Source organism: Streptomyces sp. NPDC043878, assembly GCF_056435735.1.
The window spans coordinates 1-25,834 of sequence record NZ_JBWKDW010000003.1; the positions used below are offsets into that span (position 1 = coordinate 1).

General features: G+C 71.7%; 23 protein-coding genes, 1 rRNA gene and 1 pseudogene. 19 read left to right on the forward strand and 6 right to left on the reverse strand.

Going from position 1 to position 25,834, the window contains the following annotated elements; genetic code table 11:
* The 10 genes from rrf to AC07AZ_RS05770 all read left to right on the forward strand — a co-directional run.
* Positions 1 to 91: ribosomal RNA gene (rrf, locus tag AC07AZ_RS05725) — 5S ribosomal RNA — on the forward strand; the annotation flags it as partial.
* A gap of 72 nt (positions 92 to 163) precedes the next feature.
* Positions 164 to 808 carry an HAD family hydrolase gene (locus tag AC07AZ_RS05730; protein ID WP_478844191.1) on the forward strand — a complete coding sequence of 215 codons (645 nt, stop codon included), beginning with the start codon at positions 164 to 166 and terminating at the stop codon, positions 806 to 808.
* Between the two features lie 93 nt (positions 809 to 901).
* The gene (locus tag AC07AZ_RS05735) at positions 902 to 1,615 is read left to right on the forward strand and encodes a VC0807 family protein (protein ID WP_478844193.1); all 714 of its coding nucleotides are present in this window, start codon (positions 902 to 904) and stop codon (positions 1,613 to 1,615) included.
* Between the two features lie 66 nt (positions 1,616 to 1,681).
* Positions 1,682 to 2,896 (forward strand): MFS transporter, encoded by a 1,215-nt coding sequence (locus AC07AZ_RS05740; protein WP_478844195.1) that lies wholly within the window; start codon positions 1,682 to 1,684, stop codon positions 2,894 to 2,896.
* The gene (locus tag AC07AZ_RS05745; RefSeq protein WP_478844197.1) at positions 2,847 to 4,019 is read left to right on the forward strand and encodes an acetoin utilization protein AcuC; all 1,173 of its coding nucleotides are present in this window, start codon (positions 2,847 to 2,849) and stop codon (positions 4,017 to 4,019) included. The genes AC07AZ_RS05740 and AC07AZ_RS05745 overlap by 50 nt, the downstream gene beginning before the upstream one ends.
* Positions 4,020 to 4,164: 145 nt before the next feature.
* Entirely contained in the window at positions 4,165 to 4,980 is an 816-nt protein-coding gene (locus tag AC07AZ_RS05750; RefSeq protein ID WP_478844199.1) for a phosphatase, read from the forward strand.
* Positions 4,981 to 5,109: 129 nt separating this feature from the next.
* A complete protein-coding gene (locus AC07AZ_RS05755; RefSeq protein WP_004984898.1) occupies positions 5,110 to 5,322 on the forward strand; it encodes a helix-turn-helix domain-containing protein in 213 nt (70 codons plus the stop codon).
* Between the two features lie 156 nt (positions 5,323 to 5,478).
* The gene (locus tag AC07AZ_RS05760) at positions 5,479 to 5,577 is read left to right on the forward strand and encodes a 30S ribosomal protein bS22 (RefSeq protein WP_003948845.1); all 99 of its coding nucleotides are present in this window, start codon (positions 5,479 to 5,481) and stop codon (positions 5,575 to 5,577) included.
* Positions 5,578 to 5,814: 237 nt separating this feature from the next.
* Entirely contained in the window at positions 5,815 to 6,876 is a 1,062-nt protein-coding gene (locus AC07AZ_RS05765; protein WP_478844201.1) for an NAD-dependent epimerase/dehydratase family protein, read from the forward strand.
* Between the two features lie 14 nt (positions 6,877 to 6,890).
* Entirely contained in the window at positions 6,891 to 7,964 is a 1,074-nt protein-coding gene (locus tag AC07AZ_RS05770; RefSeq protein ID WP_478844203.1) for a lysophospholipid acyltransferase family protein, read from the forward strand.
* Positions 7,965 to 8,085: 121 nt separating this feature from the next.
* Here the strand turns inward: AC07AZ_RS05770 and AC07AZ_RS05775 are convergent, their stop codons facing one another.
* The 3 genes from AC07AZ_RS05775 to AC07AZ_RS05785 form a co-directional block, all read right to left on the reverse strand.
* Entirely contained in the window at positions 8,086 to 9,321 is a 1,236-nt protein-coding gene (locus AC07AZ_RS05775) for a DUF5667 domain-containing protein (protein ID WP_478844205.1), read from the reverse strand.
* A gap of 233 nt (positions 9,322 to 9,554) precedes the next feature.
* Positions 9,555 to 10,325, reverse strand: coding sequence for an ECF subfamily RNA polymerase sigma factor, BldN family (locus AC07AZ_RS05780; protein WP_478844207.1), 771 nt, complete (start codon positions 10,323 to 10,325; stop codon positions 9,555 to 9,557).
* A 519-nt stretch (positions 10,326 to 10,844) separates the two neighbouring features.
* On the reverse strand, positions 10,845 to 11,771 hold the full coding sequence (locus tag AC07AZ_RS05785) for an HAD family hydrolase (protein WP_478844209.1): 927 nt from the start codon (positions 11,769 to 11,771) through the stop codon (positions 10,845 to 10,847).
* A 175-nt stretch (positions 11,772 to 11,946) separates the two neighbouring features.
* Here AC07AZ_RS05785 and AC07AZ_RS05790 point away from each other — a divergent pair, with 175 nt between their 5' ends.
* The 5 genes from AC07AZ_RS05790 (at position 11,947) to AC07AZ_RS05810 (ending at position 17,797) form a co-directional block, all read left to right on the forward strand.
* Positions 11,947 to 12,237, forward strand: coding sequence for a glutaredoxin family protein (locus AC07AZ_RS05790; protein ID WP_478844211.1), 291 nt, complete (start codon positions 11,947 to 11,949; stop codon positions 12,235 to 12,237).
* A 340-nt stretch (positions 12,238 to 12,577) separates the two neighbouring features.
* Complete coding sequence (locus tag AC07AZ_RS05795; RefSeq protein WP_478844213.1) at positions 12,578 to 13,339, forward strand: redox-sensing transcriptional repressor Rex; 762 nt, start codon at positions 12,578 to 12,580, stop codon at positions 13,337 to 13,339.
* Entirely contained in the window at positions 13,336 to 15,063 is a 1,728-nt protein-coding gene (locus AC07AZ_RS05800) for a glutamyl-tRNA reductase (RefSeq protein ID WP_478844215.1), read from the forward strand. Before AC07AZ_RS05795 ends, AC07AZ_RS05800 begins: the two co-directional genes overlap by 4 nt.
* Positions 15,060 to 16,097, forward strand: a complete 1,038-nt coding sequence (hemC, locus tag AC07AZ_RS05805; protein WP_478844217.1) for a hydroxymethylbilane synthase — start codon at positions 15,060 to 15,062, stop codon at positions 16,095 to 16,097. Before AC07AZ_RS05800 ends, hemC begins: the two co-directional genes overlap by 4 nt.
* Complete coding sequence (locus AC07AZ_RS05810; protein ID WP_478844219.1) at positions 16,094 to 17,797, forward strand: bifunctional uroporphyrinogen-III C-methyltransferase/uroporphyrinogen-III synthase; 1,704 nt, start codon at positions 16,094 to 16,096, stop codon at positions 17,795 to 17,797. Before hemC ends, AC07AZ_RS05810 begins: the two co-directional genes overlap by 4 nt.
* Positions 17,798 to 18,079: 282 nt before the next feature.
* On the opposite strand, the gene AC07AZ_RS05815 is transcribed toward AC07AZ_RS05810, so the two are convergent.
* Together AC07AZ_RS05815 and AC07AZ_RS05820 are read right to left on the reverse strand one after the other, a co-directional pair.
* Positions 18,080 to 18,292, reverse strand: coding sequence for a DUF397 domain-containing protein (locus tag AC07AZ_RS05815; RefSeq protein ID WP_478844221.1), 213 nt, complete (start codon positions 18,290 to 18,292; stop codon positions 18,080 to 18,082).
* A pseudogene (locus tag AC07AZ_RS05820) lies at positions 18,283 to 18,753 on the reverse strand (DUF5753 domain-containing protein); the annotation flags it as partial. The gene AC07AZ_RS05815 and the pseudogene AC07AZ_RS05820, both read right to left, overlap by 10 nt.
* 328 nt (positions 18,754 to 19,081) lie before the next feature.
* Here AC07AZ_RS05820 and AC07AZ_RS05825 point away from each other — a divergent pair.
* The 3 genes from AC07AZ_RS05825 to AC07AZ_RS05835 all read left to right on the forward strand — a co-directional run bounded on the left by AC07AZ_RS05825 (position 19,082) and on the right by AC07AZ_RS05835 (position 22,636).
* On the forward strand, positions 19,082 to 20,215 hold the full coding sequence (locus tag AC07AZ_RS05825) for a helix-turn-helix domain-containing protein (protein WP_478844223.1): 1,134 nt from the start codon (positions 19,082 to 19,084) through the stop codon (positions 20,213 to 20,215).
* 54 nt (positions 20,216 to 20,269) lie between these two features.
* Positions 20,270 to 21,268, forward strand: a complete 999-nt coding sequence (gene hemB / locus AC07AZ_RS05830) for a porphobilinogen synthase (RefSeq protein ID WP_478844225.1) — start codon at positions 20,270 to 20,272, stop codon at positions 21,266 to 21,268.
* Between the two features lie 465 nt (positions 21,269 to 21,733).
* Entirely contained in the window at positions 21,734 to 22,636 is a 903-nt protein-coding gene (locus tag AC07AZ_RS05835; protein ID WP_478844227.1) for an SAM-dependent methyltransferase, read from the forward strand.
* 29 nt (positions 22,637 to 22,665) lie between these two features.
* On the opposite strand, the gene AC07AZ_RS05840 is transcribed toward AC07AZ_RS05835, so the two are convergent.
* Positions 22,666 to 24,114 (reverse strand): FG-GAP and VCBS repeat-containing protein, encoded by a 1,449-nt coding sequence (locus AC07AZ_RS05840; RefSeq protein WP_478844229.1) that lies wholly within the window; start codon positions 24,112 to 24,114, stop codon positions 22,666 to 22,668.
* A 467-nt stretch (positions 24,115 to 24,581) separates the two neighbouring features.
* On the opposite strand from AC07AZ_RS05840, the gene AC07AZ_RS05845 reads away from it, so the two are divergent.
* Positions 24,582 to 25,790, forward strand: a complete 1,209-nt coding sequence (locus tag AC07AZ_RS05845; protein ID WP_478844231.1) for an aminotransferase-like domain-containing protein — start codon at positions 24,582 to 24,584, stop codon at positions 25,788 to 25,790.
* Positions 25,791 to 25,834 lie beyond the last annotated feature (44 nt).

Below are 25,834 nucleotides of genomic sequence, written 5' to 3' on the forward strand. Positions count from 1 at the left end.
GCCCGGTTACATTCCGAACCCGGAAGCTAAGCCTTACAGCGCCGATGGTACTGCAGGGGGGACCCTGTGGGAGAGTAGGACACCGCCGAACAATTCTTGGGAAAACCCCCGCACCGTTGGTGCGGGGGTTTTCTGCGTTCCGGGGTCGTTTATCGTCAGGGGTATGCGATACGACCTGGTTATCTTCGACAACGACGGCGTCCTCGTCGACAGTGAACCGATCTCCAACCGGCTGCTGGCCGCCTACCTCACCGAGCTGGGGCACCCCACCTCCTACGAGGACTCCATCCGGGACTACATGGGGTCCGCCATGCACCGGATCCACGACCTCGTCCAGGAACGCACCGGGCAGAGCCTGCCGGCCGACTTCGACGACACCTTCCACAGGCGGGTGTTCGCCGCGTTCGAGCGGGAGCTGAAGCCCGTGCCCGGCGTCGTCGGCGTCCTCGAGAAGCTCACCGCCGACGGAGTGCCGTACTGCGTGGCGTCGTCCGGAAGCCACGAGCGGATCCGGGTCGGGCACCGGACGACCGGGCTCGACCGGTGGTTCGACGACGCACACGTCTTCAGCGCGCAGGACGTCGGGCGGGGAAAGCCGGCGCCGGACCTGTTCCTGTACGCGGCCGAGCGGATGGGGGTCGCACCCGCGCGGTGTGTGGTGGTCGAGGACAGTCCACTGGGGGTGCGGGCGGCTGGGGCGGCCGGAATGGACGTCGTCGGGTTCACCGCGATGACGCCCGCGGACCGTCTCGCCGGCGCCGGTCAACTCTTCGACGACATGGCGGAGTTGGCTGACCTGCTCAGGTGATCCGGGCCACCGTGCCGGCACTGACATTTGTCATGCCGAGCTCCGGACGATCGTTTCTACTGCCGGGTGGGTCCCAGCCGCGAAGCTGAGCACATGACGACGAACCGGAAGCCCGGCACGAAGCACCACCTCGCTCCGCTGCTCATCGATGTGGCGGTACCCATCGGGTCGTACTACCTGCTCAGGAACGGACTCGGGACGAGCACCCTCGCCGCCCTCGCATGGAGCAGCGTGGTGCCGGCCGTGCGCACCGGGTGGGGCGTCCTCCGGGAACGCAGCGTCAACGGGTTCGCCGCCCTGATCCTCTTCGTGAACGTCGTGGGGCTGCTGCTCAGCTTCGTCGCCGGCGACCCGCGGCTCATGCTCGCCAAGGACAGCGGCGTCAGCAGCGCGATCGGGATCGGCGTGCTGGTCTCGGTGGCGATGGGCAGGCCGATGATGACGGCGGCCATGAAGCCGTGGCTGGTGAAGGGCGACGCGGCGAAGGAAGCCGCCTGGGAGCGGCTGTCGAGCGGATCCCCCCGGTTCCGGCGGGCCGAGCGGGTCTTCTCCGTGGTCTGGGGTGTGGTGCTGCTCACCGAGTGCGTCGTGCGGGTGGTGGGCGCCTACACGCTGCCGGTCGACACGATGGTGTGGCTCGGCTCCCTGATCATGATCGTGGCGATGGTGCTGGGGTTCCTCGTCAGCGGGGCGCTGGCCGCGGCGCCCATGGCGGGGATGCTGGCCGCCGAGGTGAAGGCGCCCGAGGACGGCAGCCGGGTGTCCCTGACGCCCGCCGGGTCGCCCGAGGTCGCCCTCGCCCGCTGAAGCTGAGGGAAACTCATCTTTGGCTTGATCTACCCACGAGTACGCCGGGGCCCTACGCTCGCCGCCATGACAGATGTGCTGCGGCGCGGTAGGGCCTCGTTGGCGTTCAGCTTCTTCGCTCAGGGCGCCGCCTTCGCGCTGCTCGTGACACGCATCCCGGCCATCCAGGACCGGTACGGCGTCTCCGACGCGCTGCTGCCCGCCTTCCTGGCCGCCGTACCGATCCTCGCCGGCGTCGGCAGTGTCACGACCGAGCAGCTGGTCAAGCGGATACGGCCGAGCCGGCTGCTGCGCTGGTCCCAGCCCGTCGTGCTGCTGGCGCTGCTCGGTGTCGGGGCGGGTGACTCCGTGGTGGAACTGGCGGTGGCGCTCGGGGCGTTCGGGCTCGCGGTGGGGGCGCTCGACGCGTCCATGAACATGCTGGGGGTCTCGCTCCAGCGGACGTACGGGCGCAGCATCATGCTGAGTTTCCACGCCGTGTACAGCCTGGGTGGGATCGTCGGGGCCTCGCTCGCCTGGGCCGGGGCGCACTGGCACCTGGCGCTGTGGGTGTCGTATCTGCCGGTCGTGGTGGCGCTTCTGCCGGCCGCGCTGGTGGGCAGCCGGTGGTACGTCGACGGCAAGGCCGGCGCCGCGCAGGAGGAAGTCGGGGGTGAGGCGGGGCCGCTGGTGTTCAAGCTGCTGCTGCCGCTGTGCCTGGTGATGACGTTCGCGTACATCGGGGACTCGACGGTCTCCAACTGGAGCGCGAAGTACCTGCAGGACGTGCTGGGGAGTTCGGAGCAGCTGGCGACGGTGCCGTACAACGTGTACATGGTGACCACGCTGCTCGGCCGGGCGATCGGGGACGTCGGGGTGCGGCGGTTCGGGGCGGTGGCGGTCGTACGGCTGGGGGCGCTGGTCGCGGCGCTCGGGTTCGCCGTGGTGGCCGTGGCGCCCGGGGCGTGGGTGGGCATGCTCGGGTTCACGCTGCTGGGGCTGGGCCTGTGCGTTCTGGTGCCGCAGACCTTCGCGGCGGCCGGGCGGCTGTTCCCCGGGGCCTCCGACGCGGCCATCGCGCGGCTCAACATCTTCAACTACGTCGGCTTTCTGGTCGGCTCGCCCCTGGTGGGGGCGCTGGGGGACGCGTGGACCTACCGGGGGGCCATGCTCGTGCCGATGGTGTTGGTACTGGTGACGCTCGTGTACGCCCGCTCGTTCGCCCCGAAGGCCGACCGATACGGTGGCGGGCATGAGCGGCCGCACACAGCTGATGTGGGACGAGGCAGTAACGGGCTATGACTTCGGCCGGGACCATCCGATGGACCCGGTCCGGCTGGCCCTGACCCGGAGGCTCGTCGACGCCTTCGGCCTGGACCGGGAGGTGGACGTCGTCGCGGCCAAGCCCGCCGGGGAGTCCACCCTGCGGCTGGTCCACCGGGACGACTACGTCGAGGCCGTGAAGGCGGCCTCCGCGGACCCGGGGGCGGCCGACGGGTCGTACGGGCTGGGCACGATGGACGATCCGGCGTTCGCGGGGATGCACGAGGTGTCGGCGCTCATCGCCGGGCTGTCGGTGGGGGCGGCGGAGGCCGTGTGGCGGGGGGACGCGCCGCACGCGGTGAACTTCACCGGCGGGCTGCACCACGCGATGCCCGGCGCCGCCTCGGGGTTCTGCATCTACAACGACGCCTCGCTCGCCATCGCCCGGCTGCTGGAGCTGGGCGCCGAGCGGGTCGCCTACGTCGACGTCGACGTGCATCACGGGGACGGTGTGCAGGCCGCGTTCTGGGAGGACCCCCGGGTCCTGACGATCTCGCTGCACGAGCATCCGCGGACGCTGTTCCCGCAGACGGGATGGCCGGAGGAGACGGGCGCGGACTGCGCGGAGGGCGGCGCGGTCAATGTGGCGCTGCCGGCCGGGACCGGGGACGCGGGCTGGCTGCGGGCCTTCCACGCCGTCGTGCCCGAGCTGATAGCCGACTTCCGGCCGCAGGTCCTGGTGACCCAGCACGGGGCCGACACGCATTTCGAGGACCCGCTGGCGCATCTGGCGGTCTCGCTGGACGCGCAGCGGGCGGTGCAGGTCGCCTGTCACGACCTGGCCCACGAGTACGCCGAGGGGCGGTGGGTCGCGCTCGGCGGGGGCGGATACGCGGTGGTGGAGGTCGTGCCGCGGTCGTGGACCCATCTGGTGGGGATCGCGGCGGGCCGCGAGGTGACGCCCGAGACCATGATCCCGGAGAGTTGGCGGCAGGAGGTGTTCGCCCGGACACGGCAGTTGGCGCCGATGCGGATGACGGACGGCCGGTGGCCGGTGTCCTTCGCCGACTGGGATGCGGGGTACGACCCGGCGGACCGGCTGGACCAAGCCGTGTTGGCCGCCCGCCGGGCGGTGTTCCCGCTGCGGGGGCTGATCGCGTAGCCGACGGCGGCGGTACGACGGTCACCGCCCGGGACGGTGTGCCGGGTGGCGGCCGTACCGCCGGTGGAACGGTGGTTACGCCAACCGTGCGGTGTTCCGGGCGTTCCCCTGCCGCCCGCCGGTGTCATCGGTCACCATCACTCACGTGTTGAGCACCGGGGCGCTGCGTGCCCACCTCCTGGCCGCCCGCCTCGCCGGGCCGGTGGCCACCACACGGGAGGAGAGCCTGCGGAGCTATCGGCTCTTCGCCGCTCGTGACCCCCGCGTGCTGATCGGTCTTGACCCGGAGTGGACGTGGAGGCAGCGGGATGTGATCGGTCTCATGGCGGACAAGTGTGGAGTTTCGGCCGATCCGAAGTGTGTCTCGGGTCATGACGTGATCGATCCCGAGCGCACGCTGGCCGCCCTTGACGCCTTCGCGGACCGGATCGCCGCGGCGGCCGAACGCCGCGCCCCCGTCCTCATCGGCACCGGACACCCCCACCGGCTGCTCGGTTTCTACGCCGCGCTCGCGGACGCCATGTCGTCGGCGGGATGTACTGTCCTCACACCGTCGCAGGGTCACTGTGTCGACATAACGACCCGGTTCGGTCTACGCACGTACAACCTTGACTACGTACGGCGAGTCGCGCTCGTCCGCGAACCAGGCGCCGCTCGCCCCGGTAGTGCGACCGGCGCACACACGCACTCGCCGCTGCCGGTTCGGACCGCGCTGGCGGCGGCCGCGGAGGCCGGCGGACCGCTGCCCGAGCTGGTGATCGGGGATCACGGATGGGTCTGCGGAGCAGGTCAACTGGGGTTCGAGGCCATCGGTCTCGCCGACACCGACGATCCGGCCCTCTTCGTCGGTGAGGCGGAGGGGCGCGTGTCCGTCGTCGTTCCGGTCGACGACGCCGTGCGGTCCGCTTACTACCGGCCGCTGACCCGCTACGTACTCAATCGAGCGTGTCTGTCACAGTAGGCCGCCGATCGGTGCACCTCTTCCCCACTTGCATCACCCGCCCCTACATTGGGGAGTGAGCACGCAACGACGAAGAGTCACCGGAAGGGGAAGCCGGTGACCGTCGAGTGCGGAAGGTTCAGGTGTGTCATGGCTGCAGCTGGCGAGAGGCCTCTGAACGAGGTTCAGTTCCTTACCGTGGCGGAGGTCGCCTCGGTGATGCGAGTGTCGAAGATGACCGTGTACCGGTTGGTGCACAGCGGTCATCTGCCCGCGATCCGGGTCGGACGGTCGTTCCGAGTCCCGGAGCAAGCGGTTCACGAGTACCTCCGCGAGAGCTATGTGGGGGTGGAGACAGCCTGACGGTGGCGGTGGGGGGAGACACCCAGGGGCAGTCCCGGGCCTCCCCCGTCCCCTCGATTACGACCTCAGCTCTCGGACGGGTAGGCTAGCCCCTCGTAGGTCGTGTGGGCCCATGGCGCCCAAACACCGAGTGATGAGAAGTGAGCGAGGGTAGTCGTGGGCTCTGTTATCAAGAAGCGGCGCAAGCGGATGGCCAAGAAGAAGCACCGCAAGCTGCTCAAGCGCACGCGCGTTCAGCGTCGCAACAAGAAGTAGGCGACGACGCGAGAGCGTGTTCTGTGGCCCCCCACCCATGATGGTGGGGGGCCACACGCGTACGTACGGGCCGGAAGTCGTCACTTCGCGCAGCGGGTGGTCATCACAGCGCAACACCGACCCGCTAAGTTGGCCGCACAGGGGAACGCGGCACGTGACGAGCAGTGGAAGAGCCGTACAGGAGCCGGTGCGTGAGCCGTACGACGGCGGTGCGCGGCTGGAAGGAAGGCGCTGATCTTGGGCAAGGTCGTGCTCGTGACCGGAGTGGCCCGCAGGCTGGGGGGCCGGTTCGTACGACGGATCCAGCGTGACCCGCAGGTGGACCGGGTGATCGCCGTGGACGCGGTCCCGCCCGAGCACCACCTGGGCGGCGCGGACTTCGTCCAGGCCGACATCCGGCAGCCCGGCATCGCGCGGGTGCTCGCCGAGACGGCGGCGGACACGGTCGTCCACATGGACGTGACCGCGACCGCGCTGGGCAGCGGCAGCCGGACCACGGTCAAGGAGACCAACGTCATCGGCACGATGCAGCTGCTCGGCGCCTGCCAGAAGTCGCCGACCGTCAAGCGCCTGGTCGTGAAGTCCAGCACCAACGTCTACGGCTCGGCGCCCCGCGACCCCGCCGTCTTCACCGAGACGACCCCGCCCAAGTCCCTGCCCAGCGGCGGTTTCGCCAAGGACACGGTGGAGGTCGAGGGGTATGTGCGGGGCTTCGCGCGCCGTCGGCCCGATGTCGCGGTGAGCGTGCTGCGGTTCGCCAACATCCTCGGCCCGGCCGCCGACTCGCCGCTCGCCTCGTACTTCTCGCTGCCCGTCCTGCCGACCGTGTTCGGCTACGACCCGCGGCTGCAGTTCGTGCACGAGGACGACGTGATCGAGGTGCTGCGGATCGCCTCGCACGACCCGGAGCGCTCCACGCTCAACAGCGGCACCTTCAACATCGCGGGTGACGGCCTGCTGCTGCTGTCCCAGTGCTCACGGCGGCTGGGCCGCCCCACCGTGCCCCTGCTGCTTCCCGCGGTGACCTGGGCGGGCACGCTGGTGCGTACGCTGGGTATGACGGACTTCTCGCCCGAACAGATCCGGCTGCTCACCCACGGCCGGGTGGTGGCGACGGACCAGATGCGCGAGACGCTCGGATTCACGCCGAAGTACACGACGGCGGAGACCTTCGCGGACTTCGCGCGCAGCCACGGCCCCGGACTCCTGCCGCCCGAGGCCGTGGCCGGGGCCGTCGACCGGATCGCCGCGCTGCCCCTCGCGGGCGGCGGCCACCCCCCGACGCAGAGCGCCAACTGAGGAGCGCATCAACGATGGCGGATGCCAAGGTCATTCCGTTCGACGACGACCGGTCCCGCGGGAGTGCCGCGCAGCGGCCGCAGCGGCGCCGGAGTACGGGAAGCCGTCGCAAGGGCACGGAACCCGCGGTGATGCACGAGGTCCAGCCCCTGCCCACCGCGGCGGCCGCGCAGGATGATGTTCCTGTGACCAGTGAGGAACAGCCGCCCCGGCAGCCGCGGTCGGCCGGCGAGCCCGCCGACGGGCCGGGCGCGCTGGAGCGACGGGTGGCCGGCGGTCTCGCCTTCCTGCGCCGCCGCCTCACCGGTGACTACGAGGTCGACGACTTCGGCTACGACGAGCAGTTGACCGACCAGGTCCTGATGTCCCTGCTGCGCCCGCTGTACGAGAAGTACTTCCGGGTCGAGGTGAAGGGCATCGAGAACATCCCGTCCGACGGCGGCGCCCTGATCGTCGCCAACCACTCCGGCACGCTGCCGCTGGACGGCCTGATGATGCAGGTCGCCGTGCACGACAACCATCCGGCCGGGCGGCATCTGCGGCTGCTCGCGGCGGACCTGGTGTTCATGCTGCCCGTGGTCAACGAGCTGGCCCGCAAGCTGGGGCACACCCTGGCCTGCTCGGAGGACGCCGAACGGCTGCTCGGCCGGGGCGAACTGGTCGGGGTCATGCCGGAGGGCTTCAAGGGCATCGGCAAGCCCTTCAACGAGCGGTACAAGCTCCAGCGGTTCGGCCGGGGCGGTTTCGTCTCCACCGCCCTGCGCCACGGCACACCGATCATCCCCTGCTCGATCGTCGGGGCCGAGGAGATCTACCCGATGATCGGCAACGCCAAGACGCTGGCCCGGGTGCTGGGTTTCCCGTACTTCCCGCTCACGCCGACCTTCCCGTGGCTGGGCCCGCTCGGGGCGATCCCGCTGCCGACGAAGTGGACCATCCAGTTCGGCGAGCCGATCCCGACGGACGGCTATCCGCCCGAGGCGGCCGAGGACCCGATGCTGATGTTCAACCTCACCGACCAGGTCAGGGAACAGATCCAGCACACCCTGTACAAGCTGCTGGTGCAGCGCAGGTCGGTCTTCTTCTGAGTCAGCCGGCTTCTGAGTCAGCCGGCTTCTGGGTCAGCCGGCGGACCGGAAGCCTTGTCGCGTACGGCAGCGGGGGCGCCCCTCGTGAAGGGGCGCCCCCGCTGCCGTACGGGCCGGGCTGTCAGTCCGCGTCCTCGCTGTCGATGCCCAGGCCGGGCAGCAGGCCCGGGAGGAGCGGCGGCAGGGTGACGTCCGGCTCGCCCGGCGGGGTGCTGCCGGACGGGGACGCGGTGCCGGTGTCCTGCGGCGGGTCGAGCAGGCCGCCGGTTTCGCCGCCGATCAGTCCGGCGCCGTCGGTGGCCGCACCCGCCGAGTCGCTCGGGGCGCCGCCGCCACTGCCCGTGCGTCCCTGGTCGGAGGGGCCGCTGTGGGAGCTGGGCGTGGTGGACCGCTGGGTGCCCGAGGAGCCGGTGGAGGGTGGGCCGGAGCCCTTGCGCTGACCGGTGCCGCCGCTGCGGGCGGGCGGCTGCGGAAGCATGGACTGCAGCGGGGCGACCTCTTGGTCTATGGCGTCGAACACCGACGAGACCTGCCGGCTCACGTCGCCGAGCTGCACGGGGAGCCGGTCCCGCAGGGCTCCCCAGGCGTCCCGGTGGGACTGGGTGAAGGCGGAGAGGGCCCGCATGGGGCTCAGCGAGTCCGGGTCGCGCCGGTACGCCTCGTGCAGCAGCCGGTGGCCCTCGGCGGCGTCGTACTGCATGCCGGAGAGGGTGCGGCGGATCTCGCCCAGGGACTCGTGGTCGAGGGGGCCGCCGCGGTCGCGCTCGATCAGCCGGCGGGCCTCGCTGAGGCGGGTGGAGGCCTGGTCGAGGTAGGCCTGTCCGCGCTCGTCGTCCCCGTCGGACAGGTAGGTGAGCTTGAAGTCCTCGATGCCGCGCTTGAGGCCGTACAGCGAGTCGCCCGGCAGGGCGTCCGAACTGGCGGCTGCGACCCCGCCGAAGGCGCTCGCGGCGACGCCGACGCTGAGCCCGCCCGCGGCGAGGCCCTTGGTCAGGCGCGAACGCGGTCGCAGTCTGCCCAGCGGGGACGCCCGGTGCGCGCCTCGGCCACGGGAGCGCTGTTCGGGCACGGACAGGTCCGCGGCCTCGCCCGCGGCGGTGCCCTCCAGCATCATGGCCTCGAACATGGCCACCAGCTGAGCCCGCTGGACGACCTTGACCTCGGGGTCCAGCTCGGGTTTGGGCAACTCGCCGAGACCTTGCGCGAAGGCCAGCATGCGGCCCCGCTCGGTCTGTTCCGCAGCAGCCGGGGACGGTGCCGGTCCTTCGGACTGCTCGGCCGCCGGGCCCCGGTCGGATTCGTCCAGGGCCTGGGCGAAGGCGTTCGCCCGCCGGTGCGCCGATACGTTCGCGATCACTGGCGGCACCTCCTCTCGTCATGACGGTCGACTCCCCAGGGGGTCCTGAGGGTCGCACACCCCGACCGAACGCGTTCGATCGAGTGATCGAACGCGGCCGGGGGGTGACCACAGGGAGCCTGCATCCCGCACAACGAGTGGCGCGGCACTTGGGTTACGGACGACGGATGATCGGATGGGGGAGTCAACGGACTTTCACCGTAAGCGAGTTGAAGGTTACCGAGCGTTGTCTGTCAGCGGACGTCGTCCGGGAGGAGCCGGGCGAGGGTGCGCACGGCCCGGTACTGGAGGGTTTTGATGGCACCCTCGTTCTTGCCCATCACCCGGGCGGTCTCCGCTACGGAGAGGCCCTGGAGGAAGCGGAGTGTCACGCACTCCTGCTGCTGCGGGTTGAGCCGCCGTACGGCATCGAGGAGGGCGGCGTTGGAGAGGGACTCCAGGACGGAGTCCTCGGGTGACCGCTCGACCTCGTTGGCGTCGAGCATCTCGCCGGTCGTCACCTCCAGCCGGAAGCGGCTCGACTTGAAGTGGTCGGCGACCAGGTTGCGGGCGATGGTGACCAGCCACGCGCCGAAGTCGCGGCCCTGCCAGGTGAAGGTGCCGATCCTGCGCAGGGCGCGCAGGAACGTCTCACTCGTGAGGTCCTCGGCGGTCGCCTTGCCCCCCACGCGGTAGTAGATGTACCGGTACACGGTGTCGCTGTACTGGTCGTAAAGGCGCCCGAAGGCGTCGGACTCGCCCGCTTGGGCGCGTTCGACCAAATCCATCATGCGGGCGCTGTCGCTGTCCGCGGCGGGACGGCGGGCGGTGGCGGCGCCGGTAGAGCGCCCTCGTCTGCCGACGGCGGCGCCTTCGGCAAGTGCGTAGCACGGGCCGACAGGCTCGGTGGCTACGGCGAGGGTGGGGACGGCGTACGCGGTGGGGACGAAGCCGCGCAACAGGTCTTGGACCGTTGCGCGCAGCGTAGCCAGGCCCGAGGCGTCAACCCCGACGTGTGGGTACACGGGACTCCCAGAGGCAGAGCTTCCATCACGTGCAGTGCGGAACCGTTCACCCGTCGTAGCGACGGATGGGTACCGGTGTGCGTCTGAGGAGAATAACGCTTAGTGCAGGCGCTGCTACACCCAGTTGCTCAAATCATCGATTACGTCGCTTCTGTAACCGATTGGTGCCCCATCAGGCGCCACAGAGTGACCACTTGGTGATCGGAACGAGTCACGTTCCGTCATGGTCCGGGGCGTGTTGTGGCCGTGTGCAGCCAACATGACTGGACAGCGAGTCGTCGGGGAAGGACCCGTGGATTGGCCGGGTTTGCCGCGCGGAACCGCCGGAGTGGCCGGATCGATCACGGCGCCCGCCACCGGCGCACGGGGCCCGGAACTCGGGCCGGCCGGTGCGGAACGGGGACCGGCCGGGCGGAGCTGGGGCCGGGGGGTGCGGACTCCGGACCGGTCGGGTGCGGGCGTCGCGCCGGTCGGGTGGTGTGTCGGGCCGGCCGCGTGCGGGCGTCGCGCCGGTCGGTGTCAGCGGCGGCGGCGGTGCAGGGCGATCGCCGCCGCCGTGCCGCCGGCCACCGCGCCGACGCCTGCCGCCGCCGGGATGCCGACCTTGGCCGCCTTGCGGCCGGTGCGGTAGTCGCGCAGCCGCCACTCGAGTCGGCGGGCGTGCTTGCGCAGCTTGGAGTCCGGGTTGATGGCGTAGGGGTGTCCGACCAGGGACAGCATCGGGATGTCGTTGTGGGAGTCGCTGTAGGCGGCGCAGCGGCCGAGGTCCAGGCCCTCGGCGGACGCCAGCGCGCGGACCGCCTCCGCCTTCGCCGGGCCGTGCAGCGGTTCGCCGACCAGCTTGCCCGTGTAGACCCCGCCCACCGACTCCGCGACCGTGCCGAGGGCGCCGGTCAGACCGAGCCGCCGGGCGATCACCGTCGCGATCTCCACGGGGGCCGCCGTCACCAGCCAGACCTTCTGCCCGGCGTCCAGGTGCGCCTGGGCGAGCGCGCGGGTGCCCGGCCAGATGCGCTCGGCCATGTACTCGTCGTAGATCTCCTCGCCGATGGACTGCAGCTCGGCGACGCGGTGGCCCTTGACGATCGACAGGGCCGAGTCGCGGGCCTCCTGCATGTGTTCGGGGTCCTCGACGCCGGCCAGCCGGAACCACGCCTGCTGCCAGGCGAACTTGGCGAGGTCACGGGTCTCGAAGAACTTCCGCTTGTACAGGCCGCGGCCGAAGTGGAACAACGCGGCGCCCTGCATGACGGTGTTGTCGAGGTCGAAGAAGGCGGCGGCCCGGTCGTCGCCGAGGACCGGGAAGACCGGTTCCGCGGCTGCGCCGGAAGCCTCCTCGACCTCCTGCGACGACTTGCGCGCGGCCTCCGCCGAGGCCTCGCCTGCCAACACGCTCCGCGCCGTGGCGGAGCGCCTACGGGGGGTGAGCCATCCAAGAGCGGCCATGGCGTGAGCATAGCCAGTCTGTTCGGAAGTTCCGGAGTCGCGAGGTTTGGAGGCTGTGAACACTCCGCGACCGCGCCGTTAAAGGAGCGGTCCGCCCCGTCAGGGACGTGCGTCGCCCGGGCGTGTTGCCCGGGCGTGCCCCCGAGGGTCCCGGGTGGGCGCGTCCGGCGCGAGAATGGCCGGCATGAGTCCCATCTTCCGCCGCAAGCCCGCCCGCGTTCCCGGGGACCGGCTCGTCACGCTGATCCGCAAGCCGGGCTGTCATCTGTGCGACGACGCGCAGGCCGTGATCGAGAAGGTCTGCGCCGACCTGGGGGTGCCCTGGGAGGGCAAGGACATCAGCGAGGACGCCGAGCTGCACCGGGAGTACTGGGAACAGATTCCGGTGGTGCTCGTGGACGGCGAACAGCACACGTTCTGGCGAGTGGACGAGGCGCGACTGCGCAGGGCACTGACCGCCGACTGAGCTCCGTTTCCGGACACCGTCCCAGGCCCCGCGACCCGTCGAGGGGCACTGACCGGACAGTCCAACTGGTCCGGGAAGTCGCTTAGGATCGATGGTGACGGAGTCTCGGGGGCGTGGATCGTTGAGGGAAGTGTCGGTTTTGCCCCCAGGACAAGAGGAACGACGGCGCGGGCGCGCCGGTTCCGTGCGCGCGCGCCGGGGGCGCGTGACCCCGGTCACGTTGCCCGGGCAAATCGGACACCATCTTTGTGCACGCGTTCACAAAGACATAGCCTGCTTTCGACGGGGCGGTCCGGGAAAGTGTGACCGCCTGCAGCCCCGCTCTACCCGCAGGAGCACCGTGGCAACTGGCCGAACTCACCGACCGGCGACCCGTAGCCGAGGGATTCCCGAGGCCACCGTCGCCCGCCTTCCGCTGTACCTCCGTGCGCTGACCGCACTGTCGGAGCGCTCGGTGCCCACGGTCTCCTCCGAGGAGCTCGCGGCCGCCGCGGGGGTCAACTCCGCGAAGCTGCGCAAGGACTTCTCCTACCTCGGTTCCTACGGGACCCGTGGCGTGGGGTACGACGTCGAGTACCTCGTCTACCAGATCTCCCGCGAACTGGGCCTCACCCAGGACTGGCCCGTGGTGATCGTCGGTATAGGAAACCTCGGTGCCGCGCTCGCCAACTACGGCGGTTTCGCCTCCCGCGGGTTCCGGGTCGCCGCCCTCATCGACGCCGATCCCACGATGGCGGGGAAGCCCGTCGCCGGTATCCCGGTCCAGCACACGGACGAGCTGGAGAAGATCATCAAGGACAACGGGGTGTCGATCGGCGTGATCGCGACCCCCGCCGGCGCCGCCCAGCCGGTCTGTGACCGGCTCGTCGCGGCCGGGGTCAGCTCCATCCTGAACTTCGCGCCGACCGTGCTGACCGTCCCCGACGGCGTCGACGTCCGCAAGGTCGACCTCTCCATCGAGCTGCAGATCCTCGCCTTCCACGAGCAGCGCAAGGCCGGCGAGGAGGCCGCCGCGGCCGGCGCCGCCCCGGTCGCCGCCCCCCGCGAGGAGTCCACCGACAAGGGACCCGACGGGGACGTACCCGCCGTGATGCCGGCATGAGTCTCCTCGTCGTCGGGCTGAGCCATCGCAGCGCCCCGGTCAGCGTCCTGGAACGGGCCACGCTGTCCGCGGACGCCCAGACCAAGCTGCTGCAGGACACCGTCGCCGCCGAGCCGGCCGCCGAGGCCGCCGTCCTCGCCACCTGCAACCGCATCGAGCTGTACGCCGACGTGGACAAGTTCCACGCGGGTGTCGCCGAGCTGTCCACGCTGCTCGCCCAGCACAGCGGCGTCGGCCTGGAGGAACTCACTCCTTATCTGTACGTGCACTACGAGGACCGGGCCGTCCACCACCTGTTCTCGGTGGCGTGCGGGCTGGACTCCATGGTCGTCGGCGAGGGCCAGGTCCTCGGCCAGATCAAGGACGCCCTCGCCCGGGCGCAGGACCTGCACACCGCCGGCCGCCTGCTGAACGACCTGTTCCAGCAGGCGCTGCGGGTCGGCAAGCGCGCCCACTCCGAGACCGGCATCGACCGCGCCGGGCAGTCCCTGGTCACCTTCGGCCTGGAGCAGCTGTCCGCCGGCACGCCGGTCGCCCGGTGGGCCGAGGGCAAGCGGGCGCTGGTGATCGGCGCCGGCTCGATGTCCTCGCTGGCCGCCGCCACGCTCGCGCGCGCCGGGGTCGCCGAGATCGTCATCGCCAACCGCACCCACGACCGGGCCGAGCGGCTCGCGCGGATCCTCACCGAGGGCGACGACACGGACGTGCCGGTCCGCGCGGTACCGATGGACGCGGTGCCGGCCGAGCTGACACGTGCCGACGTCGCCGTCTCCTGTACGGGGGCGACGGGACTCGTGCTGAGCGCCGAGGACGTCGCCGCCGCGGTCGGGGGCCGGCTGCCCGCCGGTGCCGTGTCGGGGCGCCCGGCGCCCGGGGACGACGTACGCGCACACCCCGCGCACGACCTGCCGCCCACCTCCGTCGGGACCGAGGAGGGCTGCCCGCCCGACCTGTCCGCGGTGCAGGGCGCGACCGGGTTCTCGGTGGCCGGGGAGGACGCCGTGGCCGGGATGGACGCGGCCACGCTGGAGCAGCACGCGGCCTGGGTGGTGGGCGGTACCGTCGACCGCCGGGAGAGTGCCCGCCGGCCCGAGGCCGACGCCGAACTGATCACCGCGCTCGCCGCGACCGCGACCGCCGCCGGCCGCGTCCCCGAGCGGCGCAGGCCGGAACCGGCCGCCGTGGCGCCCCGGCCCGAGCCGGTCCTCTTCCTTCTCGACCTGGCCATGCCGCGGGACGTCGACGGGGCCGCGCAGCGGCTGGCCGGCGTCCGGCTGGTCGACATCGAGTCGCTCGCGGAAGCCTCCGCGGACGCGCCGATGGCGGCCGACGTCGACGAGGTCCGCCGTATCGTCTCCGACGAGGTCGCGGCCTTCGGGGCGGCCCAGCGGGCCGCGCACATCACCCCCACCGTCGTCGCGCTGCGCACCATGGCGGCCGATGTCGTGGCGAACGAGATCGCCCGGCTCGACGGCCGGCTGCCCGGCCTGGACGACAGGCAGCGCGGCGAGATCACCCAGACCGTGCGGCGCGTGGTGGACAAGCTGCTGCACGCGCCGACCGTACGGGTCAAGCAGCTCGCGGCCGAGCCCGGCGGCGCCGGGTACGCGGACGCGCTGCGCACCCTGTTCGACCTCGACCCCGAGACGGTGGCCGCCGTCTCGCGCGCCGAGGACGACATCGACAAGCCCGAGAAGAACAGCAAGAACCGAGGGCCAGCATGACTGAGGCACCGGCCGGAGCGCCCGCCCGTGGGCGGCCAGACGAACAACGGGCACTGAGGCTCGGGACCAGGCGGAGCAAACTCGCCATGGCCCAGTCCGGGCTGGTGGCGGACGCCGTGCGGAAGGTGACCGGGCGGGCCGTCGAGCTCGTCGAGATCACCACGTACGGCGACGTCTCCCGCGAGCACCTCGCGCAGATCGGCGGCACGGGTGTGTTCGTCACGGCCCTGCGGGACGCGCTGCTCGGCGGGGAGGTCGACTTCGCGGTTCATTCGCTGAAGGACCTGCCGACCACGCAGCCCGCGGACCTGGTCCTGGCGGCCGTACCGGTGCGCGAGGACCCGCGTGACGTGCTCGTCGCCCGCGACGCCCTGAAGTTCACCGACCTCCCGCGGGGGGCCCGCATCGGCACCGGTTCGCCGCGCCGCACGGCGCAGCTCAACGCGTACGCGCGCGGCCACGGCCTCGACATCGAGACCGTGCCCGTCCGCGGCAACGTCGACACCCGGATCGGGTACGTCAGGGACGGTGAGCTGGACGCCGTCGTCCTGGCCGCCGCCGGACTGAACCGGATAGGCCGGGCCGACGAGGTGACCGACTTCCTGTCGGTCGACACGGTTCTGCCCGCCCCCGGCCAGGGGGCACTCGCGATCGAGTGTGCCGCGGACAACGCGGACCTGATCGCCGCGCTCGGAGAGCTCGACGACCCGTTCACCCGGGTCGCCGTGACCGCCGAGCGGTCCCTGCTCGCCGCCCTGGAGGCCGGCTGCAGCGCCCCTGTGGGCGCGCTGGCCGACCTTTCCCCACTCTCGGCTTCGCTCGAGCGGGGGGACCCCCAGGCCGACGGGCAGATTGTCAAGGAATTGCGCCTGCGGGGCGTCGTCGGCACGACCGACGGCTCGCGCATGGTGCAGTTGTCCACCACCGGTCCCGTGCCCGGGACGTACGACCAGGCAATGGCGCTCGGCCGTGAACTCGCGGCCGAGATGCTGGCCCAGGGCGCGGCCGGTCTGATGGGGGAGCGAACACAGTGAGCCCCACCACTCTTCCCGCCGGTCCGGAACACGGGCACGTCACCTTCCTCGGTGCCGGACCCGGGGATCCGGGACTACTTACTCTCCGCGCCGTGGAGGCGCTGGCGAGCGCGGACGTTCTCGTCGCCGAGCACGAGGTGCTCGACGTCGTACGTTTGCATGCCAAGCCGGGTGTGTCCGAGGTGAACACGGACACGAGCCCCGCTGACCCGTTGCCGGGCCCGGGCACGCCCCAACTCACGGTGGTTGACAGCACGTCAACAACCGTCGGGGTACCCGCTGTGCGGGATGCGGCACATCTTGTCATGCAGGCCGCGCGGGGCGGCAGGCGGGTCGTGCGCGCGGTGTCCGGGGACCCAGGACTGGATACGTACGCCGCCGAGGAAATGCTCGCCTGCGCCGCCGCGGGTGTGCCCTTCGAGGTCGTGCCCGGTGTCGCCGCGGTCGTCGGCGTGCCCGCCTACGCGGGTGTGCCGCTGCGTGACGCGCAGGGCGCTGACGTACGGTTCGTCGACGCCCGGACGGCTTCGGACCGCTGCTGGACCGAGGTCGGGGCGTCGGACGGCACGGTCGTCGTCTCCACGACGCTCGACTCCGTGGCCGCGGCCGCCGGCGAACTGGTGTCGGCGGGGCGCAAGCCGGACACGCCGCTGACCGTCACGATCGCCGGCACCACCACCCGGCAGCGGACCTGGACCGCCACGCTCGGCACGATCGCCCAGACGCTGAAGCAGGCCAAGGTGCTGCCGTCCCCGGACGGCGGCCGGCCGGTGATAGCCGTGGTCGGTGAGCGGTCCGCCGCTGCTCAGCGTGAGCAGCTCTCGTGGTTCGAGTCCAAGCCGCTGTTCGGCTGGAAGGTCCTCGTACCGCGGACGAAGGAGCAGTCGGCCTCGCTCTCCGGCCAGTTGCGTTCCTACGGCGCGGTGCCGCACGAGGTGCCGACGATCGCCGTCGAACCGCCGCGCACGCCCCAGCAGATGGAGCGGGCGGTCAAGGGGCTCGTCACCGGACGGTACGAGTGGATCGCCTTCACGTCGGTCAACGCCGTCAAGGCCGTCCGGGAGAAGTTCGAGGAGTACGGGCTCGACGCCCGCGCCTTCGCCGGCATCAAGGTCGCCGCGGTGGGCGAGCAGACCGCGAAGGCGCTGATCGCCTTCGGCGTGAAGCCCGACCTGGTGCCGAGCGGTGAGCAGTCGGCCGCCGGGCTGCTGGAGGACTGGCCGCCCTACGACCCGGTCTTCGACCCGATCGACCGGGTGTTCCTGCCGCGCGCCGACATCGCGACCGAGACGCTCGTCGCCGGGCTCATCGAGCTGGGCTGGGAGGTCGACGACGTCACGGCCTACCGGACGGTGCGGGCCTCGCCGCCGCCGGCCGAGACCCGCGAGGCGATCAAGGGCGGCGGCTTCGACGCCGTGCTGTTCACCTCGTCCTCCACCGTGCGGAACCTGGTGGGCATCGCCGGCAAGCCGCACAACGTGACCGTGATCGCGTGCATCGGCCCGGCCACGGCCAAGACCGCGGAGGAGCACGGGCTCCGGGTCGACGTCATGGCGCCCGAGCCGTCCGTGCACAAGCTCGCGGAGGCTCTGGCCGACTTCGGTCTGCGCCGCAGAGCCGCGGCCCGGGAGGCGGGCGACGCGGTGACGCGTCCGAGCGAGCGGCGGCCGGGAGCGCGGCGTCGTCGCTCGACGACCTGAGGGACCCGCGGGACCTGTGAAATGAGGGGCGGGGCGCTCCGCCGACCGAGCGGGTGTCGGCCGGGGGAGCGCGGCAGCCTCCGTAACCTCCAGCCTTGGACGCGCTGTGCGCGCCCCGCCGCCTCTTCAGGGGCTGCGGGGCGTTGCCATGCGCATGAGCGGTGGGAGGCCGTTGCGGTTTTCAGTTCGGTGGTCGTTGACCGGGGTCGACGGAGCCCCGCCTGAGCGTCCGGCCGGGCTCGCGTCCGGGGCGGTGGGGCGGGAGCCCGGCCGGTGGTGGAGTCAGTGCTCGGAGGCGTACGGCAGGAAGGCCGCCCACGCAGTGGGGGCGACGGTGAGGCGGGCGCCCTGGGGGCGCTTGGAGTCGCGGACCAGGATGTGGGCGGGGGCGGTGGCGGTGGCGACCTCGACGCAGTCGGGCCCGTCGGACGTGCTGTAGCTGCTCTTTATCCACTCCTGGCCGGGGCTGGCTTCGCTGTACGGCTTCAGAGGCATGTCTCTCCAAGCACCTTCTCGATGAGGGCTGTTGACTCTCGGGGGTCGAGAGCTTGTGCCCGGATGGTCCCGTAGCGCATGTCGAGAAGCTGAACCTCTTTCGGGTCGGTGATCACACGGCTGACGTGCTGCACCTCGACATGCCCGACGGTGGTGCCGTCCCTGAGCCTGAGCAGCCTGAAGGAACCGGCCAGACCGGAGTTCACCTCGCGGCTCAGCGGGAGAACCTGGAGATCGACGTTCCGGAACTCCGCTACCTCCATGAGGGGTTCGAGCTGACGCCGCATCACCATGTGGCCCCCGATGGGTCTCCGGAGGGTCGGCTCGCACTGGACAAAACTGAAGAAGGGTCGCGCCGTCGTCTCATCGACGATCTTCTGGCGTGACACACGGGGTGCCAGCAAACTGTGCGCGCTCCGCTCCACCAGTTCTCCGTAGCGCTCTCCGCCTGCTGTGCGGGCCGGTGCCGTGCGAGACGGTGTGGGCGGAACTCGATATCGAGGCGCGTCGGTGAACTGAGCACCGGAGCCCGGGAACACGGGATCCGGTGGTGCGAAGGCCGGTGCTGTGGGCGGTAAAAGACCAAAGGAACCTGGGAAAAAACCCTTCCAACCAAACCAAACCCCGTGTTTGTCACTCGGGTGGGTGAAACGGGCTGTTGTGGCTGGCGTGTGCGGCATCCCGCCGTGCACGCTCGGCACGGACAACCCCACACATGCTTCGGCCCCCGCCGGGACGGCAATCCCAGTGCGAGGGCCTGACCATCCAGGAAGAGAGCAAGTCTTCCCCATGGCTGTTACGAAGCCTATCGCTGCCCCGCGCCCGGCACCGGGCGTTCGACGGAGTGCCACACCCTCCGGTGTCACCCACGTACGTGCGTACCAGTCGAACCACTACACGATCATCGGTAACCACCTCGCTCAGCACCGGGCGCTGTCGCTGACCGCCATCGGGCTGGCCACGCACATCCTGTCGCTGCCGCAGGGCGCCCCGGTCGACATCCGCAGCCTCGCCGACCGCTTCCCCGAAGGGCGGGACCGCATCTCGTTCGGACTGCGGGAGTTGGAGGCGCACGGCTATCTGGAGCGGGTGCGCGAGCGCACGGACGGGGGCCGTTTCGTCACGCGGACGTACGCGCACAACGCCCCGGCGCTCACCCGGGGCCGAGCGGAGGCGCCCGAGGTCCCGAACCGGTCCGTCGTTCCCGCCGCAAGGGTCGCGCCGACCGCACCCCCCGTTCCCGTGGCCCCGCCCGCGCCGTTCGGCGTCGTAGAAGCCGTAGAAGCCGTAGAAGCCGTAGAAGCCGAGGTGGAGAGCGACCCCGCCCCGGAAGAGCCCGCGCCGCTGCCCGCCGAACCCTCAGAACGGGAACCCTCCGAACCGGAACCCCCGGAAGAGGAATCCTCAGTACAGCAGCCGTCCAGTGGCGAGCACCACGACAAAGCCGTAGCCCTGCTCGCGGGTCTGCGACGCGCCGACGACCGCTTCACTCTCTCCCGGAAGGACGTGGAACGCCTCACCCCCGCCGTCGCCGCCTGGTTCGACAACGGCGCTTCGCGGGCCGCCGTGATCCATGCCATGACCGCCGACGTCCCCACTCCCCTGAGGTGTCCGGCCAGGTTCCTCGCCCACCGTCTTCGAGAAGGGCTACCGCCGCCCCTGCCGCCTTCCCCGGAACTCACACAGGCACCGCTTCCGAACCCCGTCCGGACAGCTCCGCCGCACCCCTGGTCGGACCCCTGGACGGACTGTGAGGGCGGCTGTACGCGTGTCTTCCGGATGTCGGCGCCCGACAAGTGCTGCCGCGAGTGCCGGGCCCGCAAGGCGGTGGCCCAGGTCGTCAACTGGCGTGACGCCGCCTTCGAGGTCGGTGAGTCCGCGCCGGAGGCCGGCCTGCGCCTCGTCGATGGCGGGCCGGATTAGGGGCCGACGTCGCGTCGGCAAAGGTGGTGCCGGGGCGGGCGTAGCGTAGGTGGTATGACGACGTACGGATCTTTTCCCGGCACGCGGCCGCGGCGGCTGCGGACCACTCCCGTCATGCGGCGCATGGTGGCCGAGACCCGGCTGCACCCCGCGGACTTCATCCTTCCCGCCTTCGTGCGGGAGGGCGTGGCCGAGCCCGTGCCGATCGCGACCATGCCCGGGGTCGTGCAGCACACCCGGGACAGCCTGCGGAAGGCGGCCGTGGAGGCCGTCGAGGCCGGGATCTCCGGGATCATGCTGTTCGGTGTGCCGGAGGAGTCGAAGAAGGACGCACTGGGGACGCCGGGCACCGACCCGGACGGCATCCTCCAGGTCGCCCTCCGCGACGTGCGGGCCGAGGTCGGGGACGACCTGCTCGTCATGTCCGACCTGTGCCTCGACGAGACGACCGACCACGGGCACTGCGGGGTGCTGGACGCCGAAGGGCGCGTCGACAACGACGCCACGCTCGAACGGTACGCCGAGATGGCCCAGGTCCAGGCCGACGCGGGCGCCCATGTCGTGGGCCCCAGCGGGATGATGGACGGCCAGATCGGCGTCGTCCGTGACGCGCTCGACCAGATCGGGCGCGAGGACGTGGCGATCCTCGCCTACACCGTGAAGTACGCGTCCGCGTTCTACGGCCCGTTCCGTGAGGCCGTCGGCTCCTCCCTCAGGGGCGACCGGAAGACCTACCAGCAGGACCCCGCCAACCAGCGGGAGTCCATGCGGGAGTTGGCCCTGGACCTGGTGGAGGGCGCCGACATGGTGATGGTCAAGCCCGCCGGGCCCTACCTCGACATCCTGGCGCGGGTCGCCGACACCGTCGACGTGCCGGTGGCCGCGTACCAGATCTCCGGCGAGTACGCGATGATCGAGGCCGCCGCCGAGCGGGGCTGGATCGACCGCGACCGGGCGATCCTGGAGTCGCTGACCGGCATCAAGCGGGCGGGCGCCCGCAACATCCTCACCTACTGGGCCACCGAGGTGGCCCAGAACCTGGCCGCTCGCTAGACCCCCGCTCCACCGGTACCGCGTGACCGTCCGGGCCGCTGGGGCGGCCACCCGGTCGCCCCACCGCGGCCGGCCCCTCGTCCCGTACGCCCTGTCCGTCCTCGCAGCCTGTGAGCACGAGCGCGGTGAGCGCGAGGAGGCCGGCGGCGAGGAGCCTTGGGCGGGTGCGGGCGGGCTGCGCGGACATGGTCGTACGGCCTCTTCGTGAACGGTGGGGGCGGGTGCGGAGCCCAGCCTGCGCGGGGAGCCCTCCCGCGCGCCACGGTCGCCGCGGAATCCGGGACGCCGGTCTCGCGGGACGGTCGCTGAGCTGCGGTGATGTTCCGTCCCGCGGCGTCGGCGCGGGACGCCCGGGGGGTGCGCCGGCGGTGAAGCGGAACTCCGGGCACCATCAAGTGCCGTCAGCAGTTAGGTTGTTGACCCGCCCTGTTGACCCGCCTGTCGAGCCCTGATCGGGAGACGCCCATGTCCGGTGACGCCCTCAGTCAAGATCCCACCGAGCTGAGCAGGAGGATCGACACCACCAGGGCGCATCCGGCCCGCGTCTACGACGTCTTCCTCGGCGGCAAGGACAACTACCCCGTGGACCGCGCGGCCGCCGCCGCCGCGCTCGCCGCCAACCCGCGCGGCTATCTCGACGTCCGCCACAACCGCGACTTCCTGCGCCGGGCCGTCACCACCCTGGCGCGCGAGGACGGCATCCACCAGTTCCTGGACATCGGCACCGGCCTGCCGACCGCGGACAACGTCCACCAGATCGCCCAGCGGATCGCCCCCGACACCCGGGTCGTGTACGTCGACAACGACCCGGTGGTCCTCGCCCACGCGCGTGCCCTGCTCACCAGCGGGCCCGAGGGCCGCACCGACTACATCGACGCCGACTTCAGGAACCCGGCGCAGATCCTCGAACAGGCCGCCAAAACCCTGGACTTCGACCGGCCGATCGCACTCTGCCTGGTCGCGATCCTGCACTTCGTCGAGGACGAGGAGGCGTACCCGATCGTGCGTGACCTCGTGGAGGTGCTGCCCGCCGGCAGCCGCGTCGTCCTCAGTCATCTCACCGAGGACCTCAACGCGGAGAACATCCGCGCGGTCCAACGCACCTACACCGAGCGCGGATTCACCTTCGTGCTGCGGTCCAGGGCGGAGGTCGAGCGGTTCTTCACCGCCAGCGGGCTGGAACTCGCCGAGCCCGGGGTCGTCCCGGCGCACCACTGGCGGCCCGACAACGCGGCGCCCGTGCCGGAGCAGCCGGAGGCCGCCTACCTCGCGACCCTCGACGACATCGAGAAGGTCCGCTACCGGGACATCAACGACGTCACGGACGCCGACATCAACGTGTACGCGGCGGTCGGCAGCAAGGTCTGAGTGGCTCTCCGGGAGGCCCCGCCCAGCCGTCAGCGGCCGAACACCGAGCCGATCCGCGTGCCGATGCCGTAGGCGAACGAACCGGTGGCGGTGGCTCCGGCGGTGGAGCCGCGCAGCACCCACGCCCCGCCGCCACCGCCGTTCTCGCCAGGCCCGCCGACGACGAGTTCCGCCTTGCCGTCGCCGGTGACGTCCACGACGCCTACGGCACGGCCGAACAGGTCGCCGGACTCCACCGTGCCGGGCACGCCCGCGGTGTCCTGCGTGAAGAGCCGGGCGCCGGTCGACGTCAGCCCGCGGGCACCGCCCTTGAGGACGACCAGGCTGCCCGCGCGGGATGTCGTGCCCACGCGCTCCTCGGGTACGCCGATCGCGACATCGGCGTAGCCGTCGTGGTCGACGTCGCCCACCGAGACGGCACCGCCGAAGCCGTCGCCTGCCTCGGCGGTGCCCGGAACGCCCGGGGTGTCCTGGCCGATGGTGCGCAGGCCGGTGGTGTTGGGCCCGCCGGCGGAGCCGCTGAGGACACCGATCACCCCGCCCCGCTTGTCGGACGCCGCGTTCGCCACATCCCCGACCACGATCTCGTCGTACCCGTCGTTGTCCAGGTCGCCCAGGGCGACGTCCGCGCCCCCGTCCAACGGGGTGGCACCGACGGTGAGCGTGACGGCCGTCGACAGGCCGGCCCGCGTACCCGCGAAGTACTGGAGGAGCCGACGGCCGGGATCCTCCTCGTTCTCCCCGGGACCGGACGTGGCGGCCGCCACCAGGTCGCTGATCCCGTCCCCGTCCGTGTCGCCCGACGCGAGCCGGACATCGGACCAGCCGGCGTCCTCCCTGCCGTCGTACGATCCCAGGTCCAGTGCTGTCTGACGTGCAGCGGCGCCGCTACGGGTGAACGGGCCGTGGAAGACCGTGGCGTCGGTGGCGATGTCCTGGTGGCCGTCACCGTCGAAGTCCCCGGTGGTCAGGGCCCTGCCGAGTTCCCCGGACCCCTTCGTGCCCTTGACCACAAAACCCCCGGACAGACCCCTCGGGCCTCCCCACAGCACCGTCAGGCTGCCCGCGTCCCGGACGGGGTCCACATCCTCCCCGGGCGAGCCGACGACGAGGTCCGCGTAGCCGTCCCCGTCGAGGTCGGCGCTGGTCACGAGGTCGCCGAACCAGTCGGAGACCTCGGCGCCGCCCGGGACGCCGGGCGAGTCCTGGGTGAGGGTCTGCCTGCGCGCCGTCTTCAGGACCGACGACTTCGCCCCGTACGAGACCGTGACCGCCCCGGCGCCGACCTTGCCGTCGACCGACCTGGCCGGCGCGCCGGCCACGACGTCGCGGTAGCCGTCGCCGTCGAAGTCGTCCTGGAGCACCGCGGCTCCGCTCGCCGCCGCCGCGGTGCCCTCCGCTCCGGTGGGCGTGACGACCGCCGCGACGGCCATCACGACGGCGACGGCCACGGTGCTACGACGTACTCGCTCGGTCATTCGGTCTCCTGTGCTGTGCTGTGCCATGCGGGGTTGGGCTGTGCGGAAGGGCGTGCGGAGGGCGTGGCACCCGCGCACACGCCGGACGCGCGAGCGACTGCTCACGGGCGTCGGACCGGCACGTCCATCCCTCACCAGCCCCAGACCTGCGAGCCGGTCGCAAGGTTGTACGAGCGGATCTGCCGGGCGGGTCGGACCGGGGGATGCGCCCGGGTCCGGTCATCCGGCTGCACGGCCTCCGGTCAGACGGTCAGCCGGTCAGCCGGTCGTCCGGTCGGAGGGGTCGGCCTGGCCGGACTGGCCGGACCGGCCGGACCGGCCGTACTCGCGGCATCCGTGACCGCCACTCGCCGCCCCCCGGCCCCGCCCCGCTCCCATCCGTCCGTATCGCGGAAACCTGCTTGTAGGTGGCACCTACTTCTCTAGGCTGCGGGGCACGCGCGTCCCCGCAGCCGAAGGAGCCGGTCATGACCGCCATCGAGCCCGCGCCCGTCCACGCCCCCGTGCCGCCCCTGGCCGCGCGGACCCGTTCGACCGGGGGTTCGCCGGTACGGGACATCCTGGCCGTCACCGCCCGCCCCGAGGTCATCAACTTCGCGGGCGGGCTGCCGGCACCGGAGCTGTTCGACGCCGAGGGGATCGCTGCCGCGTACCGGGCGGTCCTCGCCGAGATGCCCGAGCGGGCCCTGCAGTACTCCACGACCGAGGGCGAACCGGCCCTGCGCGGCGCCCTCGCGGGACGCACCGCCGCGCGCGGGCTGCCGACGACCGCCGACGACATCCTGGTCACCACCGGCTCCCAGCAGGCGCTGTCGCTGCTGGCCACCGCGTTGCTCGAGCCCGGGGACACGGTTCTCGTGGAGAACCCCTGCTATCTGGCCGCCCTCCAGGCGTTCGGCCTCGCGGGCGCGCGCGTCGTGCCGGTGCCGGGGGACGCGGACGGCGTCGACCCCGAGGCGCTGGAGGACCTCGTGGTGCGCGAGCGGCCCAAACTCCTCTACACCGTCCCCACCTTCCAGAACCCGACCGGCCGCACCATGCCCGCCGGGCGCCGGGCGGCCGTCGCCGCCGTCGCGGCCCGCCGGGGCCTGTGGATCATCGAGGACGACCCGTACGGCGAGCTCCGCTTCGAAGGCGCGCGGGTTCCGTGGATCGCCGCGCAGGAGGGGGCCGGCGACCGGGTCGTGCTGCTCGGTTCGTTCTCCAAGGTGATGGCCCCGGGGCTGCGGCTGGGCTGGCTGCGGGCACCGGCCGAACTGCGCCGGGCCTGCGTGGTCGCCAAGCAGGCCGCCGACCTGCACACCCCGACCCTCAACCAGCTCGCCGCCGCGCGGTACCTCGCGGACCGGGACCTGGACGCACACGTCGCCCGGGTCGCCGGCGTGTACCGACAGCGCCGGGACGCCATGCTCGCCGGACTGGCCGACGCGCTCCCCGAGGGCTCCGCCTGGGACCGCCCCGAGGGCGGCATGTTCCTGTGGGCCCGCCTGCCCCGGTCGTACGACACCACGGCCCTGCTCCCGCGCGTGGTGGGCCGGCAGGTGGCGTACGTCCCCGGCGCGCCCTTCCACGCCGCCGACCCCGACCGCTCGACGCTGCGGCTGTGCTTCGTGACCCAGACGCCGGAGGAGATCGCGGAGGGGCTGCGCAGGCTGCGACAGGGCCTGCGGGACTGAACCCGGCCTGCGAACAGCCGGGTTGAGCCCCGACCCGGCCGCTC

What these genes read in the sequence shown, in the direction of transcription:
- AC07AZ_RS05785 (WP_478844209.1), bottom strand. Translation starts at nt 11,771, where the DNA reads ATGGCCGCTCTTGGATGGCTCACCCCCCGTAGGCGCTCCGCCACGGCG.
- AC07AZ_RS05745 (WP_478844197.1), top strand. Translation starts at nt 2,847, where the DNA reads ATGAGCGGCCGCACACAGCTGATGTGGGACGAGGCAGTAACGGGCTAT.
- AC07AZ_RS05800 (WP_478844215.1), top strand. Translation starts at nt 13,336, where the DNA reads ATGAGTCTCCTCGTCGTCGGGCTGAGCCATCGCAGCGCCCCGGTCAGC.
- AC07AZ_RS05770 (WP_478844203.1), top strand. Translation starts at nt 6,891, where the DNA reads ATGGCGGATGCCAAGGTCATTCCGTTCGACGACGACCGGTCCCGCGGG.
- hemB (WP_478844225.1), top strand. Translation starts at nt 20,270, where the DNA reads ATGACGACGTACGGATCTTTTCCCGGCACGCGGCCGCGGCGGCTGCGG.
- AC07AZ_RS05790 (WP_478844211.1), top strand. Translation starts at nt 11,947, where the DNA reads ATGGCCGGCATGAGTCCCATCTTCCGCCGCAAGCCCGCCCGCGTTCCC.
- AC07AZ_RS05815 (WP_478844221.1), bottom strand. Translation starts at nt 18,292, where the DNA reads ATGCCTCTGAAGCCGTACAGCGAAGCCAGCCCCGGCCAGGAGTGGATA.
- AC07AZ_RS05730 (WP_478844191.1), top strand. Translation starts at nt 164, where the DNA reads ATGCGATACGACCTGGTTATCTTCGACAACGACGGCGTCCTCGTCGAC.
- AC07AZ_RS05835 (WP_478844227.1), top strand. Translation starts at nt 21,734, where the DNA reads ATGTCCGGTGACGCCCTCAGTCAAGATCCCACCGAGCTGAGCAGGAGG.
- AC07AZ_RS05825 (WP_478844223.1), top strand. Translation starts at nt 19,082, where the DNA reads ATGGCTGTTACGAAGCCTATCGCTGCCCCGCGCCCGGCACCGGGCGTT.
- hemC (WP_478844217.1), top strand. Translation starts at nt 15,060, where the DNA reads ATGACTGAGGCACCGGCCGGAGCGCCCGCCCGTGGGCGGCCAGACGAA.
- AC07AZ_RS05740 (WP_478844195.1), top strand. Translation starts at nt 1,682, where the DNA reads ATGACAGATGTGCTGCGGCGCGGTAGGGCCTCGTTGGCGTTCAGCTTC.
- AC07AZ_RS05735 (WP_478844193.1), top strand. Translation starts at nt 902, where the DNA reads ATGACGACGAACCGGAAGCCCGGCACGAAGCACCACCTCGCTCCGCTG.
- AC07AZ_RS05755 (WP_004984898.1), top strand. Translation starts at nt 5,110, where the DNA reads ATGGCTGCAGCTGGCGAGAGGCCTCTGAACGAGGTTCAGTTCCTTACC.
- AC07AZ_RS05845 (WP_478844231.1), top strand. Translation starts at nt 24,582, where the DNA reads ATGACCGCCATCGAGCCCGCGCCCGTCCACGCCCCCGTGCCGCCCCTG.
- AC07AZ_RS05840 (WP_478844229.1), bottom strand. Translation starts at nt 24,114, where the DNA reads ATGACCGAGCGAGTACGTCGTAGCACCGTGGCCGTCGCCGTCGTGATG.